The sequence below is a fragment of the Halococcus agarilyticus genome, from assembly GCF_000334895.1.
GTDB classification, from domain to species: domain Archaea; phylum Halobacteriota; class Halobacteria; order Halobacteriales; family Halococcaceae; genus Halococcus; species Halococcus agarilyticus.
Map to the genome: position 1 here is coordinate 64,533 of NZ_BAFM01000015.1, position 15,140 is coordinate 79,672.

11 protein-coding genes are annotated in these 15,140 nt (G+C 68.1%); 6 read left to right on the forward strand and 5 right to left on the reverse strand.

Going from position 1 to position 15,140, the window contains the following annotated elements; translation table 11 throughout:
- Positions 1–7: 7 nt before the first annotated feature.
- Entirely contained in the window at positions 8–1,357 is a 1,350-nt protein-coding gene (locus TX76_RS12735; protein WP_049902879.1) for an extracellular solute-binding protein, read from the reverse strand.
- Positions 1,358–1,602: 245 nt separating this feature from the next.
- On the opposite strand from TX76_RS12735, the gene TX76_RS12740 reads away from it, so the two are divergent.
- Entirely contained in the window at positions 1,603–2,727 is a 1,125-nt protein-coding gene (locus TX76_RS12740) for an ABC transporter ATP-binding protein (protein WP_049902880.1), read from the forward strand.
- 9 nt (positions 2,728–2,736) lie between these two features.
- Here TX76_RS12740 and TX76_RS12745 read toward each other — a convergent pair whose 3' ends face one another.
- Positions 2,737–4,764 carry a glycoside hydrolase family 15 protein gene (locus TX76_RS12745; protein ID WP_049902881.1) on the reverse strand — a complete coding sequence of 676 codons (2,028 nt, stop codon included), beginning with the start codon at positions 4,762–4,764 and terminating at the stop codon, positions 2,737–2,739.
- A gap of 100 nt (positions 4,765–4,864) precedes the next feature.
- On the opposite strand from TX76_RS12745, the gene TX76_RS12750 reads away from it, so the two are divergent.
- From TX76_RS12750 to TX76_RS12765, 4 genes are all read left to right on the forward strand, one after another.
- Positions 4,865–6,931: an alpha-amylase family glycosyl hydrolase gene (locus TX76_RS12750; RefSeq protein WP_049902882.1), complete on the forward strand. Its 2,067-nt coding sequence runs from the start codon at positions 4,865–4,867 to the stop codon at positions 6,929–6,931.
- An 84-nt stretch (positions 6,932–7,015) separates the two neighbouring features.
- Positions 7,016–8,077 (forward strand): TrmB family transcriptional regulator sugar-binding domain-containing protein, encoded by a 1,062-nt coding sequence (locus TX76_RS12755; RefSeq protein WP_049902883.1) that lies wholly within the window; start codon positions 7,016–7,018, stop codon positions 8,075–8,077.
- A gap of 72 nt (positions 8,078–8,149) precedes the next feature.
- Positions 8,150–8,581 (forward strand): SRPBCC family protein, encoded by a 432-nt coding sequence (locus tag TX76_RS12760; RefSeq protein WP_049902884.1) that lies wholly within the window; start codon positions 8,150–8,152, stop codon positions 8,579–8,581.
- Positions 8,581–9,390: a carbon-nitrogen family hydrolase gene (locus tag TX76_RS12765; protein ID WP_049902885.1), complete on the forward strand. Its 810-nt coding sequence runs from the start codon at positions 8,581–8,583 to the stop codon at positions 9,388–9,390. Before TX76_RS12760 ends, TX76_RS12765 begins: the two co-directional genes overlap by 1 nt.
- Before the next feature lie 212 nt (positions 9,391–9,602).
- Here TX76_RS12765 and TX76_RS12770 read toward each other — a convergent pair whose 3' ends face one another.
- From TX76_RS12770 to TX76_RS12780, 3 genes are all read right to left on the reverse strand, one after another.
- Positions 9,603–11,135 (reverse strand): aldehyde dehydrogenase family protein, encoded by a 1,533-nt coding sequence (locus TX76_RS12770; protein WP_049902886.1) that lies wholly within the window; start codon positions 11,133–11,135, stop codon positions 9,603–9,605.
- Positions 11,136–11,216: 81 nt separating this feature from the next.
- Positions 11,217–12,776 carry a succinic semialdehyde dehydrogenase gene (locus TX76_RS12775; protein WP_049902910.1) on the reverse strand — a complete coding sequence of 520 codons (1,560 nt, stop codon included), beginning with the start codon at positions 12,774–12,776 and terminating at the stop codon, positions 11,217–11,219.
- Between the two features lie 70 nt (positions 12,777–12,846).
- A complete protein-coding gene (locus TX76_RS12780) occupies positions 12,847–13,644 on the reverse strand; it encodes an RIO1 family regulatory kinase/ATPase domain-containing protein (RefSeq protein WP_049902887.1) in 798 nt (265 codons plus the stop codon).
- Between the two features lie 356 nt (positions 13,645–14,000).
- Here TX76_RS12780 and TX76_RS12785 point away from each other — a divergent pair, with 356 nt between their 5' ends.
- Positions 14,001–15,140 (forward strand): acyl-CoA dehydrogenase family protein, encoded by a 1,140-nt coding sequence (locus tag TX76_RS12785; protein WP_049902888.1) that lies wholly within the window; start codon positions 14,001–14,003, stop codon positions 15,138–15,140.

Genomic DNA, 15,140 nt, shown 5'->3' on the forward strand with positions numbered 1-15,140 from the left:
GAGTGGATCACTCCCAGTTGTTCTCGATGGTCGTTGCGGCCTGACTGAGGGCGGCCTCCGGGGCGGCATCCCCGTTGAACGCCTTGATGAGCGCGGTCTCCATCGCCGGCCAGACCTTGTTCATCTTCGGGTGGGTCGGCATCGGCGTCCCCCCTTCGACGGTCTTGGAGAACGCCTGGACCTCGCTCGGCAGCTCGTCGCTGCCGACGAGGCTCGACAGGACCGGGATGGATCCCTGGTCCTTCGCGAGTTTCAGCAGGTGGTCCTCGTTGGTGACGTACCACTCCACGAAGCTCCGCGCGGCGTTCGTCGCGGCGTCGTCTTGCTCCATCCCCTTCGAGAAATACCACATCGTGATCCCGGTGTAGGGGTTCGGCTCGCCGCCGTCGGGCGTCGGGAGCGTCGTGACCTCGTAGTTCACCCCTTTCTCGTTGAGTGTGGCGAGATACCACGGGCCGTTGATGGCAAAGGCCGCGTTGCCCGCGGCGAAGGCGGCCGCCTGCGGCTCGTACTTCGGGTCGTTCGGCATGTACGGCTTGAGGTTTTCGAGCGCGAACTCGAGCCCACGGACGGTCTCTTCGCTGTCGACCCCGAGCATCGGATCCTTGTCGGGGTCGAAGTAGTACCCGCCGAACGACTGGAGCCACGCGCTGGTGAAGTACGGGTCGAACGGGTAGCTCAACCCGTACGTGCTGTTGTCCGGGTCGTGGTGTTCCTCCATCACCGAGACCATCTCCGACACCGACGTCGGGGCCTCGTCGACCATGTCGGTGTTGTAGATCAGCGTCACCGTCTCCGCCGAGTGGGGGAGACCGACGACGTTGTCCTCGAACTGGACGGCCCCCGCGGCCGCGCTCGTGAACGTATCGAGATTCACGTCGAGTGCGTCGCTCCCATCCACGACGAACCCGCGCTGGAAGTAATCGCCGACCCAGTCGTGCGCCCACTCGAAGGTCTGTGGCCCCTGGCCGGCGGGGACCGCGCTCGTGGTCTTCTTCTCCAGATCCGAGATGTCCGCACCTTCGATCGTGTGTTCGGACTGTTCGTTGAACGCCTGCATCGCGCTCTTCCGGGCGGGGATCTCGGGTTTCGGGAGCGAGTACCACGCCTTCGCGGTGCCGGCCGGGCCCGACGACTGGGTGTCGCTGCCCCCGGTCCCACCGGCGGAGTCGTTGGTTGCGTCACCGGACGAGGCGTTGCCGCCGGCGGACGAGCCATTGCCGCCGCCGGACCCCCCACCGCCGTTCTGTGTCCCGTCCCCGGATCCCTGTTGCTGGGCACTGATGCAGCCCGCGACGGCCACCAGGGCGCTCGTCCCACCGATCCGCTTCAGCAGCGTTCTGCGATCCGTTGTCATGGTGAACGTTGGATGAAAGAGTCGTTCACGTCTTAACTCTTTGGGGATGTGACCGACCCGCACAGTAGCGGCAAGGACCGGTTCCGCGGGCGTTCGGCGAGGGTCGCTCAGCGCGCGCTCGAAACGGGGAAAGCGGACGGCGGGACGCCTCCGGGACGACCGAATACAATTTGGGACGAAATTTCACCTCGCATATTTCGTTGGGAGGGGAAGAACTATGTGCGTTCGTCCGTAGACTGCAGCGAATGGCAACCGTCACGCTCGACACCCTCAGAAAGGAGTTCGACAGCGGACGCATCGTCGCGGTCGACGACGTCTCCCTCGATGTGGCGGACGGCGAGTTCGTCACGGTCGTCGGACCGTCGGGCTGTGGGAAGTCCACGACGCTCCGCATGATCGCGGGGCTGGAGGGACCGACGTCGGGGCGGGTGCTGATCGACGGCGAGGACGTCACCGACGTTCACGCGCGTCGCCGCGACGTGGCGATGGTGTTCCAGAACTACGCGCTGTACCCCCACAAGACCGTCCGGCAGAACATGGCGTTCGGGCTCCGGATGAGCACCGACCTCGGGAGCGACGAGCGCGACGCGAAGGTCGACGAGACGGCGGCGATGATGGGGATCGAGGACCTGCTCGACGACCAGCCGGGCGAGCTCTCGGGCGGCCAGAAGCAGCGGGTCGCGCTCGGGCGGGCGATCGTGCGCGAACCCGACGTGTTCCTGTTCGACGAACCACTCAGCAATCTCGACGCGAAGCTCCGCACGAGCATGCGCACCGAGATCCAGCGCCTCCAGGAGGAGCTGGGAACCACGGCGATCTACGTCACCCACGACCAGGAGGAGGCGATGACGATGGGCGACCGGCTCGCCATCCTGAACGGCGGCGTCCTCCAGCAGACCGGCACGCCGAAGGAGGTGTACGCGAACCCCGAGAGTGAGTTCGTCGGCGGGTTCGTCGGCTCGCCGTCGATGAACGTCCTCGACGTCACCGTCGAGCGTACCGACGACGGCGTCACGCTCGCGAACGAGGGCCGGTTCGCGTACGCGCTGGGCGGCGACCGCGGCGAGCGCGTCGCCGCGACCGACGCGACGACCGCACGGCTCGGGATCCGCCCCGAGAACGTCCGCGTGACCGACGATCGCGAGGGGATCGAGACGACCGTCGAGGTCGTCGAACCGATCGGGAGCGACAACTACCTCTACCTCGATCTCGGAGAGGACTTCATCGCTCGCGTCGACTCGGACGTCGAACCGGAGACCGGCGACACCGTCCGGGTGACGTTCGACGAGAAGGACGTCCACCTGTTCGACGCGGAGAGCGGCGACTCGCTGCTGTCGGGAGACGAGGAGCCGGCGGTCGTCACGGCCTGAGGAAGGAGTTCAGTCGTTCGCCGCGACGGCCGACCGTTCGAACATGGAGTACCGATCGAGGAGTGCGACGGTCGCGAGGCGCAGTGCGTGCGACCAGCCGAGCGGCGTCGCGCTGTCGGGCGTGCCGTCGTCGAACACCTGTTCCGGGAGGTAGCCGCTGTCGAGCGCGAGCGGCCCGTCGGGGAGGACGAGCCCGAGCAGCTCCCGGGCCAGCGCGGCGAGGCGGTCGGCGCGGTCGTCGTCGCGCTCTTCGAGCATCGCGGCGAGCGTCCCGGCGGCGTGCGCCCCCCACGCCGTCGAGACGGTCCAGATCTTCTCGCCCTCCTGATCGCGCCGTCGCCACGCGTCGCCCTCGTAGCGAACCAGGCCGGCGATCGCTCCCGAACCGGGGTCGCGACGGAGCTCGTCCACGACCCCTGTGACGTGCGAGACGAGCCGATCGAGACGAGCCTCCTTGACGTCGCCGATCCGGGCGTACGCGCGGTGAGCACCGACGAGCGCGAACGTCGCGGAATCACACCGTCGGTCGAGGTCGCCGGCGTCGTCGTGGTCCGCGCCGTACTCGCGCAGGGCGTAGACGCCGCGCTCCGCACACCAGAGATCGCCCACGCCGTCGTACACCGCAGCGGCACGATCGGCCGCCCGGTCGGCGAGCGGGCCGTCGGACGCGGCCACGGTCGAATACGCTTCGAGGAAAGTGGCCGTGGTGTGGGTGAATCGCCCGGTCATGTCCTCCCACGCGTTCTCGCCAGCAATTGGCCGGCCGTCGGCAGCGAGGTCGGCGTCGAGTGCGTCGAGCGCGCGCTCCAGCACGTCGTGGTGGGCCGCGTCGTGCGTCGCGAGGGCCGACACGACGCTCGCGGTCTGGTCGGCCTGGTAGTCGTCGCGCTTGTCCGTTTCTAGTCGTCCGTTGGCCCAGCCCGGGGCGAGCGTGCCGTCGAACGCCCAGACGCGGTGGGGCCACGTCCCGTCGTCGAGCTGGGTCTCGGCGTAGGCCCTCGCGCTCCGGGCGTGCCAGTCGTCGAGCCCGAGGTCGAACTGGTGGTCCGCGTTACGGAGGAATTTCGAGATCGCGGCGTCGTCGCGGAACCACGCGTAGCCGTACCCCCCCGAATGGGTGTAGTACGGGTCGAACTCCGGGCCGGCGATCCGGAGCCCCGTCCGTCCGGTGAGCATGGCGAGCACCCGCAGATCCGTCCCGATCGCGTCGGCGTGGGGGAGTCCGGTGGCGACGGACGCGCCGGCTCGTCGGGTCGCCGCGTCTTCGAGCGCGGCGGCGTCGTACTCGTTCGCGGTCGCCCGGACCTCGTCGAGTGCGGTCTCGCGCGATCGGTCGGCACGGCTCGTCACCAGGCTCGCGAGCGTCGCCGTCCCGCCCTCGGTCGGCAGGACACAGCGGACATCGCCACCCAGCACGTCCTCGCCGGAGGTCTGTTCCCCCTCTGTCTGGGGATACTCGATCGGCGTCCCGTCGAGGAGCGTCGCGACGTCGCCGAAGCCCGACCCACGAATCGCGTCGAACCCGGTGGCGCTCGCGAGGTAGTCGGCCTCCGCGGCGTGGTACAGTTCGACCGCGTCGCCGTGGTGGAGCTGGCCGATCCGGGTGTCGCGGCCGTCCGGAGCGAAGCCGACCGCGGCGACCACGTCGAGCGACTCGTCGGCCTCGCTTACGTCGACGCGAGTGACGTGACCCTCATCGAGCGTGAGGTCGTACTGCGTCACCCGGCCGTGGTCGGTCTCGTGTACCGTCACGACGAGCGTCGTGTCGCCGTCGTAGCGCTGGATGCTTCGCGCGGCGTCGAACCACGTCGTCGCGGCGTTCTCGCCAACTGGCCTGACGCCGAGTCGGGAGCGAACGATCCCGGTCAGCCCCACGAGCGGGTAGCTGAAGTCCCGGATCGAGCCGTCCCCGTCGACGTGGACGAGGCGTCCGTCGGAGCCCGAAAAGTGTCCGGTCGTCGTCCGACGCTCGCCGGGAAACCGGGTGGCGTCACCGTGATGACGTCTGTGGTCGTCGAGCGCGTCGCGAAGCTGCATTGGGTGGACCTCTCGCCCAGCACGTAATAACTTTGTTGTAATTGTAGTTCACTCGTCGTCGGATCGAAACGGTGAAACGGATCGGTGGCGACCCGGGAGTGTGCACCACCCCGGCCCACCGCGATTCCTCCACGTCGGCGAGTCGGTCGAGCTGGCCCCGCGCGACCCGGATCCGTCGGCGGCGTACGCGTGGCAGGTCGTGGATCGACCCCCGGCGAGCACGGCGTCGATCGACGACGGTGCGGTCGTCCATCTCGCGCCGGACGTTCCCGGCATCTACCGCGTCGAGTGCGACGCCCCCGACGGCACTCACACGCAGACCGTGCGGGCGTTCCCGGACCCCCGCCGCGAAGCGCGCTTCGGCGTGACTGCCGACGAGGTGGACGGGGATCTCGACGGGATCGGCCACGCCGCCGTGATCGGGCAGTTCAACGACTTCACGATGGGCACCCACCGGGCCGAGCGCGAGGGCGATACGTGGACTCTCGACGCGGCGCTGCCGCCAGGCACCCACGAAGCGATCTTCGCCTTCGACGACGCGTTCGACCCACACGCCACGAGCGAGGTCACGGTCGAGGGGGCCGGCCGGCCTCGCGTTCGTCTGGACGGCCGGTACGAGGACGACGCGGTCGTCGTGACCGCGACCGCCGACGCCGCTCCCAACGGAGGGGAGCCGAGCGTCGAGTTCCACCTCGACGATCGCGACGCTCTCACGCGCGACGCGGTGACCGTCGACGGCGAAACGCTGCGTATTCCTCTCGATGACCTCCCCGAACTCGCACGCGTCCACGCCGTCGCCGTCGCCGAGCGACACAGTATCGCCGACACGTTGACAATCCACGCCGAGCGCACTGGGGGGACGGTGAACGATGTCTCCGTCGACCGCCCCGCCGATCCTCCAGAATGGGTCCGCGACGCGACCATCTACGAGATCTTCGTCCGCGAGTTCGCGGGCGAGACCGTCGACACCACCTTCGAGGAGATCGAACGGCGGGTCCCCTACCTCGAATCGCTCGGGATCGACGCCGTCTGGCTCACGCCGGTCTGTGAGAGCCCCACGCGCCACGGCTACCACATCACCGACCTGTTCGACACCGCCGCGGACCTCGGCACTCGCGAGGCGTTCGCGTCGCTGGTCGAGCGCCTCCACGCGGCCGACATCAGGGTGATCTTCGACCTCGTGATCAACCACACTTCGCGGGACCATCCGGCGTTCCAGCTGCAGCGCGCGGGCGTCCCCGCGTACGCCGACCACTACGAGCGGATCCCGGCCGAGCGGGACACGACGGGCATCGACTGGGCCGGCGACGACGCGCCGGGCCACTACTTTACCTGGGACCGGATCCCGAACGTGAACTACGACTCGCTCGCCGTCCGGCAGTGGATGCTCGACGTCGTCGAGGAGTGGGCCCCGCTCGTCGACGGGTTCCGGTGCGACGTGGCGTGGGGCGTCCCCCACGGGTTCTGGAAGGAGGTCCGCAAGCGTCTGAAGGCCCGCGACGAGGAGTTCCTGTTGCTCGACGAAACCGTGCCGCGCGACGCCGCCTTCCGGGAGAACGAGTTCGACGTTCACTACGACACCGACCTCTATGGCGCGCTGCGCGACGTCGGCACCGGCGACACACCGGCGTCGACCCTTCTCGACGCACTCTGCGACTCGCGTCGGCACGGCTACCCCGACGAGGCAGTCCACATGCGCTACGTCGAGAACCACGACGAGGACCGCTACGCCACCGAATGCGACGACGGCAGCCTGCGGCCCGCCGCGGCCGCGACGTTCACGCTGCCTGGCGTGCCGATGATCTACTACGGCCAGGAGCGTGGCGTTCCCGAGCAGCGCGGGACGATGCGGTGGCACGACGGCGACGCCGCCCTGACCGAGTTCCACCGCCGACTCGTCGCGCTCCGAAGCGAACGGCCGGCGCTCCGTGCGCCCGGCGTCGAACCCGTTGCGTGTGACGTCCACACCGGCGATCCCGAGCGCGTCGTCGCCTACGAGCGCGGCGGCGGGGACGACCGGCTGGTGGTCGTCCTGAACTTCGGCAGCGAGCCAGCGACCGTCACGCCCGAACGGGCCGTCGATCCGACCGATCAGCTCGGCGGATGCGACGTGAGCGCCGACGACGGGCTCCGGGTTCGTGACGTCGTCGTGTGCCCGACACGGTGATCCGCAACGTCCAAACCACCGACGCCGGACGAACGCGGGACGTTACCGGACGTTGTAAATATCACCCCCGATAACCGAACTCGCATGAGCGGGTCGTCGCTGGAGGAGCTGTTGGGGCGGTTCGGGTTCTCGGGCAAGGAGATCGATACGTACCTCGCGATCTTGGAACAGGGTGAGGCGAAGGCGAGCGTCGTCGCCGACGAGGCGAACGTCTCCAAGCGCCACGTCTACAGCGTCGCGGAGACGCTCGCCGAGAGGGGGTTCGTCGAGGTCAACGACCACGTCGTGCCGACGACGATCAGAGCGAACCCGCCGGAAAGCGTCGTCGACACGCTCGCCGACGACCTCGACCGGATGGAACCCGCGCTCGAATCCCGGTTCTCCGAGGCGGCCCCGCGCTCGGAGAGCTTCGAGGTCGTCAAATCGCGCGTCACCGTGATCAAGCGGGTCGCCGAACTGCTGGATCGGGCCGACGTGGAGGTGACGCTCGCGATCCCCCATCGACTGCTCGACGACGTCGCCGCCGAACTCCGCGACGCCGTCGAGCGCGGCGTGCTCGTCGTCCTGCTCGTCTCCGGCGTGGACCCGAACGACGACCTCGCGGTCGACGGCCTCGCCTCGGTCGTTCGCGCGTGGGATCAGCCGACGCCGACGATCCTCGCCGTCGACCGGGAGCTGGGGCTGGTCGTCCCGCCCGAGATGCTCTCGCGAGCCAACAGCTCCGCCCGAGCGATCGTCTTCGCCCAGGAGCAGCTCGGGCCGGTGATCGTCGGCTCGTTCCTCGGGAACTACTTCCCGATGGCGACCGAGATCCACGCCACCGACCCCGCGACGCTGCCGGCGACGTACGAGGACTTCCGCCACGCCGTCCTCCAGGCGACGCTTCACAGCCGCACCGGCTCGGCGGTCCGCGCGCACGTCACGGGCCGGTCGCTCCACGACGACGACGGCCCGACCGAGCTCGACGGCGTCGTCGTGGACATCCGCCAGTCGCTGCTCGACCCGGCGAGCAGCTCCTTTCCCGTCGAGAACACGCTCGTCGTCGAAACCGACGACGGCACGTACGACGTCGGCGGCCTGGGCGCGTTCGTCGAGGACTTCGAGGCCGCCGCGGTGGAGCTGCGACCGATCGAATCGACGGACTGACCGCCGGCGTTCGCTCGCGGCTGGCGTTTCGCCGGTCGGCGGACTTTTATCCGACCACCTCCTTCTCCCGATATGACTGTCCGGGTCGAACGCACCTTCGAACTCGAAGCCTCGCCCGAGCGCGTCTGGGAGTTCATCGCCGACCCGGCGAAGCGCGCGCGCCCGATCAGCGTCGTCGAGTCCTTCGACGTCCACGACGACACCCACGCGACGTGGCACATCTCGCTCCCGATCCCGCTCGTCAGCCGGACGATCGCGGTCGAGACCGAGGACACCGTTCGCGAACCCCCCGAGCACGTCGAGTTCGTCGGCCGCTCGCGCGTGATGCGTGTCGTCGGCGAACACGACCTCGAACCGCTCGACGGCGGCGGCACGCGACTCAGGAATCGCTTCACCGTCGAGGGCAAGATGCCTGGCGTCGAGCGCTTCTTCAAACGCAATCTCGACGGCGAACTCGACAACCTCGAAACGGCTATCCGGAACGAGGTCGAACTCGAGGCCTGATGGAACTCGCGCTCGCCCAGCTCCAGGTTGTGGCCGGCGACGTCACCGGCAACACGGAGCGGGCGCTGGCCGCGATCGAGGACGCGGCCGCGGCGGGTGCGGAGCTCGTCTGTCTGCCCGAGATCTTCACCGTCGGGTACTTCGCGTTCGACGAGTACGAGCAGTGTGCAGAATCGCTCGCCGGGCCGACGCTCGACACGGTGGCCGACGCCGCGAACGATCACGACGTGGCCGTGCTCGCGGGGAGCATCGTCGAGGACCTCGCGGCGAGTGCGGCCGACGGAATCGCGACGCCTGCCGAAAGCGGCCTCGCGAACGCCTCCGTCCTGTTCGATCGATCGGGCGAGCGTCGGGCGATCTACCGGAAACACCATCTGTTCGGGTACGACTCGGCCGAGGCCGACCTGCTCGTGCCTGGCGAATCGCTCGGCGTGGCCGAGATCGAGGGATTCACCGTCGGGATGACGACGTGTTACGACCTCCGCTTTCCCGAACTCTACCGCGATCTCGCCGCAGCGGGCGCGGATCTGATCCTGGTCCCGAGCGCGTGGCCGTACCCCAGAGTCGAACACTGGCAGCTCCTCCCGCGAGCGCGGGCGATCGAGAACCAGGTGTTCGTGGGGACTTGCAACGGCTCCGGAGTTTTCGACGATACAGCACTCTGCGGCCGCTCGACGGTGTACGATCCGTGGGGCGACGTACTGGCCGAGACCGGTGACGCGCCAGCCATCGTCACCGCCGACATCGACCCTGGCCAGGTCGAGACGATCCGCGAGGAGTTCCCGGCGTGGCGCGACCGGCGACGATAGGCGGGAAACGAGAGGTTTATGCGGCGCACGCACCTCGTCTCAAGCGCCGGTACGTGACGCTTTTCTCGTCGCAGCCGGCACCAACGCGCCCGCCACCGCCGCGCCCACCGCACCCCCACCCCGTTTCGTTCGACCGCTCGACACTCGCGTAGCTCCGGTGGTGTCGCTCCGATCGGTGTGCCAAAAATCGAGTGTAGCCGTTGGTCCGCCGCTCAGTCCTCGTCGGTCGTGATGTCGGCCGAAAGGCCCTGCGCCATCTGGATACCCTCCGAATTGTTGAGCGTCCAGGCGGTGCGCTCGGTGACGGCTTCGATGACCTCGCGTGCGCTTGGGTAGCCGTTGCCCGACTTCTTCACGCCGCCGAACGGGAGGTGGACCTCCGCGCCGATGCAGGGGAGGTTGCCGTAGGCGAGCCCGATCTCGGCGTTGTCGCGGAAGTAGTTGATCTCGCGGTAGTCCTCGGAGATGATCGCACCGGCGAGCCCGTACTCCGTGTCGTTGTGGAGTTCGACGGCGTCCTCGATATCTCCGGAGTACTTCAGGAGCGCGACGTGCGGGCCGAAGACCTCCTCGTGGGTCACGCGGAGGTCGTCCTCGGGATCGGCCTCGTAGACGAACGGTCCGACCCAGTGACCGTCCTCGTGGCCGTCGGGAATCTCGTCGTCGTCGAGATCCGCACGATCCACGAGCACGTTCACGTCCTCGTCACGCGCGAGGTCGTTGTAGCCCGTGACCTTCTCGGCGTGCTCGGGCTCGATCAGCGGCCCCATGAACGTGTCTTCTTCGAGGGGGTCGCCGACCGCGACGTCCTCGGCGACGTCGACGAAGCGCTCCTTGAACTCGTCGTAGCGGTCCTCGTGGACGAGGAGTCGCTCCGAGGAGACACACCGCTGGCCGGTGGTCTTGAAGCTCGACATGACGGCCGAATGCACGGCAGTGTCCATGTCGGCCTCGCTCGTGATCACGACGCCGTTCTTGCCGCCCATCTCACACGCCGCGAGCTTGCCGGGCTGGCCGCCGACCTCGCCGGCGATCTCCTGGCCGACCTCCGCCGACCCCGTAAACAGAACGGTGTCGGTGCGGTCGTCGTCGACGATGGCCTCGCCGGCGTCGCCGTAGCCCTGGACCATGTTGAACACGCCCTCCGGAATCCCGGCGTCCTCGAACATCTCGGCGATGACCTGGCCGCACCACGGGGTCTGCTCGGCGGGCTTCCAGACGACGGTGTTCCCTTCGACCAGCGTGACCGCCATGTGCCAGAACGGGATCGCGACCGGGAAGTTCCACGGCGAGATACAGCCCACGACGCCACGGGGGCTCCGTCGCATGTAGGCGTCCTTGCCGGGGATTTCGGACGGCACGACGTCGCCGTGGGGATGGCGGGCGTTGCCGGCGGCCCACTCGACCATGTGCCACGCCTCGGTCACGTCGGCCTTCCCCTCCGAGATCTCCTTCCCGCACTCCTTCGTGACGACCTCGCCCAGCTCCTCGTGGCGATCCCGGAGCTCGTGGTAGATCTCCCAGAGATACTCCGCGCGGTCGATGTACGACAGCGCGCTCCACTCCTCGAAGGCTTCGTCGGCGGCCGCGAGCGCACGATCGACATCCGCGTCGGTGCCGCGCTGGAACTCGCCGAGCGTCTCGCCCGTCGCGGGATTGATGCTCTCGAACGTCTCCGTCCCCTCGCCGTCGGTCCATTCGCCGTCGACGTAGTGTTTCGACGGCTCGCTGAGTTGCTGGCTCATCTCGGCAAGAATTGCGCGGGCCGGGTACAAAAGCGTCGCGCTGTTCACATCGGAACCGACGGGAGACGGAGACTTGCAGCCTCACCGAAGGCCGGGAATCCGCTTCATCGCGCGCAGCGCGGCCGTCATCCCCTTCACGTAGAGATGCTCGGGAACACCAGGTGGCGCGGCGAGCGGGGCCACGCGCTGTTCGGCCACCGTCTGTGATTCGGTGTACTTCAGGATCCCCTCGCGGCCGTGTCGACGGCCGAGCCCCGACTCCTTCATCCCGCCCATCGGCGCGTCGATCGATCCCCACGCCGCGACGTACGCCTCGTTGATGTTGACCGTGCCACACTCGATCCGCTCGGCGACGGCGTGGCCGCGTTCGCTGTCCTCGGTCCAGACGCTCGCGTTCAGCCCCCGATCGGAGTCGTTCGCCCGCTCGATCGCTTCCTCCGTGCTCTCGAACTCGTACAGCGACACGACCGGGCCGAACGTTTCCTCGTCGGCCACGGTCATCTCGGGCGTCACGTCGGCGAGCACCGTCGGCTCGTAGAAGTACGGCCCGACGTCCGGGCGCGCCTCGCCGCCGGTGAGCACGGTCGCGCCCTTTTCGCGCGCGTCCGCGACGTGGGATTTCACCTTTGCCAGCTGGTCGGCCGACGCCAGCGAACCGACGTCGGAGCCGTAGTCGAGGCTCGTGCCGAGATCGAGGTCCCCGACGGCCGCGACGAACCGCTGCTCGAACTCGTCGCGGACACTCGTGTGAAGGTAGAACCGTTCGAGCGAGATGCAGAGCTGTCCGGCGTTGGTGAACGCGCCGCGGATCGCGCCCTCGGTAGTTCTCCCGAGGTCGGCGTCGTCGAACACGATGAGGGGGTTCTTCCCGCCGAGCTCCATCGAGCACTTGGTGAGGTTCGCGCCGGCCTGCTGGGCGACCGTCTTGCCCGTCTCGGTGCTGCCGGTGAACATCAGGAAATCCGCGTTCTCGATCAGCGGCGGGCCGATCGTCGAGCCGTACCCGGTGACCACCTGAAGCACGTCGTCGGGCAGACCAGCCTCGCGGAGGAGTTTGACCGCGAGCAGCGCAGTGAACGGCGTTTCCTCGGCTGGTTTCAAAACGACTGAGTTGCCCGCGAGCAGCGCGGGGATCGCGTCCGAGACCGCGAGCGTCAGGGGGTAGTTCCACGGCGCAATGATCCCGACGACGCCGACCGGGTGGTGGTGTTCCGTGGTCTTCGTCAGCAGCGGCAACGCGCCCGTCCGCCGGCGGGATGCGAGGTGGTCCTCGCCGTGGTAGGCGTAGTACCGGCTCGTGATGGCGACGTCGAGGGCCTCCTCGTAGGCTGCGCGTCGACTCTTGCCACTCTCGCGCTGGACGAGATCGAGGAGTTCGTCCTGACGGTCGAGCACGAGATCGTGATATCGCTTCAGTACTGCCGCACGCTCCTCGAACGAGCGGTCGGCCCACGACTTCTGGGCGTCGGTGGCGCGCTCGGTCACCTCGATCACGTCGGACTCGGTGTGGGCCGGGACCGAGCCGAGCGTCTCGCCGGTGTAGGGCGCTTCGACGGTGATCGCCTCGGGCTCGATCGTGTCGCTCGGCAGGCCTTCGAGCAGTTCGGCGAACTCGCCTGCTCCCGTCGGCCGCGTTCGCATCGATTCGGTCACGTTCGTCGAACGGGTGCGAACGGGGTATAGCTATCGCCGACCGATGACGACGAGCGGGCTACGTCGCGCGTTTCTCGATCTCGCCGCGGAGGAGTGCGGCGTCGAAGTCGTGGTCCGGGCGCATGTTGATGAAGTCGACGAACTCGCGGGCGGCGAGCAGATCGTCGACGTCGTAGTGTTCGGTGGCTGCGTCGACCGCCGTGCGCGCCCCGACCAGGGGTTCGAGCGCCGCGAGCCCACAGGCGAGGTCGTACGACCGCACGTCGGCGGCGGCGTCCCTTCGCACGCTCGTCGCGTCGATGACGTACAGTTCGCCGTCGGCGACGAGGACGTTCTCCGCCCGGAGGTCGCCGTGGCCGAGTTCCGCCGCGTGCATCCGCGCGAGCACGCCGAAGACGTCGGGAGCGAGCGTGCGTGCCTCCGCGCCCGAGAGCGCGTCGAGCGTGCGGAACGCGGGAAGGTACTCGAATACGAGCACGCCGAACTCCTCGTGGGCGAACGCTTCGAGCGGCTCGGGCGCGTTGACACCGATCTCGCGCAGCCGGTGGGTCGCGTCGCGTTCGTGCTCCGCCATCTCGACCGGGTCCGCGAAACGTTCGAAGAATCCTTCAGTACCGCTCGAAAACGCGCCGAGATTTCGGCCCGTGGTGAGCAGCCCGTGGACCAGCGCGTTCTGTGGCGTGATGACCTTCACGAACCACCGCTCGTTCAGGACACAGGGCGTCGAGAGCCAGTTGTCGGCGTCGAGGCGGTCGATCCGCTCGACCGATGCGCCGTAGCGCGCCGCGACCGCCTCACAGACGGCTTCGAGTCGCTCGGAGGCGACATCGCCCCGGATGAATCGTCGAAACGCCACACGCGAATCGAGAGCCTCCTCCGTCTTTTCACTATCGCCCACCTTTTTACTTCGTCGGGTGCGCTCGCTCGTTTCACTCGCTCGCCCACCACTCCTCGCAAAAAGGTGGATCAAAAACTCCCGCTCGCTCGGTCCTGCGGACCTCGCTCGCGGTGCGATTGCTGATGCATTCCGTACCCGTACCCGCAGCCGCACAGCACCGCCGAAGCCCTCGGCGCTCGCTACGCTCGCGCCTCGCCCTTCATCCACCAGGACCGCACCGCAGCCGCACCGCCGCCACCGCACCGCAGCCGCTGCCACACCGCGCTCGCAATCGTTGCCGGGAGTTTTTATCCTCGTGCCGCCGTAGGGAGCGCATGGATTTCGAGCTGCCCGACGAACACCGGATGATGCGCGACACGGTGCGGGACTTCTGCGAGGACGAGATCGAGCCGATCGCCCAGGAGATCGAGGACGAACACCGCTATCCTGCCGAGATTTTCGACCAGCTCGGCGACCTCGACGTGATGGGCGTCCCGATCAGCGAGGAGTACGGCGGCCTCGGCGGCGATCAGCTGATGTACGCGCTGGTCTGTGAGGAACTCGGCCGGGTCTCGGGCTCGATCGGGCTCTCCTACGCCGCCCACGTCAGCCTCGCCTCGAAACCCCTCGAACTCTTCGGGACTCACGAGCAGAAAGAGCGGTGGCTCCGGCCGCTCGCGGAGGGCGAACACATCGGCGGCTGGGCGCTGACCGAACCCAGCAGCGGCAGCGACGCGAGCGACATGGACACCCACGCCGAGAAGGAGGGCGACGAGTACGTGCTGAACGGGACCAAACAGTTCATCACGAACGCCAGCGAGGCCGGCTCCGTCCTCGTGAAGGCCGTCACCGATCCCGAGGCAGGCTACGACGGCATCTCGACGTTCATCGTCGATCCCGCCGACGACGGGTTCGAAGTCACGACGATCTGGGACAAGATGGGGCTCAACGCCTCACCGACCTGCGAGATCCAGCTCGACGACGTCCGCCTTCCCGAGGATCGACTGCTGGGCAACGAGGGCGACGGCTGGGATCAGACCAAAAAAACCCTCGACGGCGGCCGGATCTCGATCGCTGCCCTCTCCGTGGGACTTGGTCAGGGGGCCTACGAGGCCGCCAAATCCTACGCCACCGAGCGCGAGCAGTTCGGCCAGCCCATTTCGGAGTTCGACGCGGTTCGGAACAAGATCGTGGCGATGGATCGGAAGATCGAGCGCGCGCGCCTCCTGACTCACAAAGCCGCGACGAAGTACGACGCCGGACAGGACGTCAACCGCGAGAGCGCGCTCGCGAAACTCGACGCGAGCGAGGCCGCCCGCGAGATCGCCGAGGACGCGGTCCAGGTGCTCGGGGGGTACGGCTACACCACCGACTTCGCGCCCCAGCGCTTCTACCGCGACGCCAAACTGATGGAGATCGGCGAGGGAACCTCCGAAATCCAGCACCTCGTCATCGGGCGCGAGCTCGGCTTGTAG

Excerpts from the sequence above, each read along its gene's own strand:
- TX76_RS12735 (WP_049902879.1), bottom strand. The coding sequence starts at position 1,357 with ATGACAACGGATCGCAGAACGCTGCTGAAGCGGATCGGTGGGACGAGC.
- TX76_RS12740 (WP_049902880.1), top strand. The coding sequence starts at position 1,603 with ATGGCAACCGTCACGCTCGACACCCTCAGAAAGGAGTTCGACAGCGGA.
- TX76_RS12745 (WP_049902881.1), bottom strand. The coding sequence starts at position 4,764 with ATGCAGCTTCGCGACGCGCTCGACGACCACAGACGTCATCACGGTGAC.
- TX76_RS12755 (WP_049902883.1), top strand. The coding sequence starts at position 7,016 with ATGAGCGGGTCGTCGCTGGAGGAGCTGTTGGGGCGGTTCGGGTTCTCG.
- TX76_RS12760 (WP_049902884.1), top strand. The coding sequence starts at position 8,150 with ATGACTGTCCGGGTCGAACGCACCTTCGAACTCGAAGCCTCGCCCGAG.
- TX76_RS12765 (WP_049902885.1), top strand. The coding sequence starts at position 8,581 with ATGGAACTCGCGCTCGCCCAGCTCCAGGTTGTGGCCGGCGACGTCACC.
- TX76_RS12770 (WP_049902886.1), bottom strand. The coding sequence starts at position 11,135 with ATGAGCCAGCAACTCAGCGAGCCGTCGAAACACTACGTCGACGGCGAA.
- TX76_RS12775 (WP_049902910.1), bottom strand. The coding sequence starts at position 12,776 with ATGCGAACGCGGCCGACGGGAGCAGGCGAGTTCGCCGAACTGCTCGAA.
- TX76_RS12785 (WP_049902888.1), top strand. The coding sequence starts at position 14,001 with ATGGATTTCGAGCTGCCCGACGAACACCGGATGATGCGCGACACGGTG.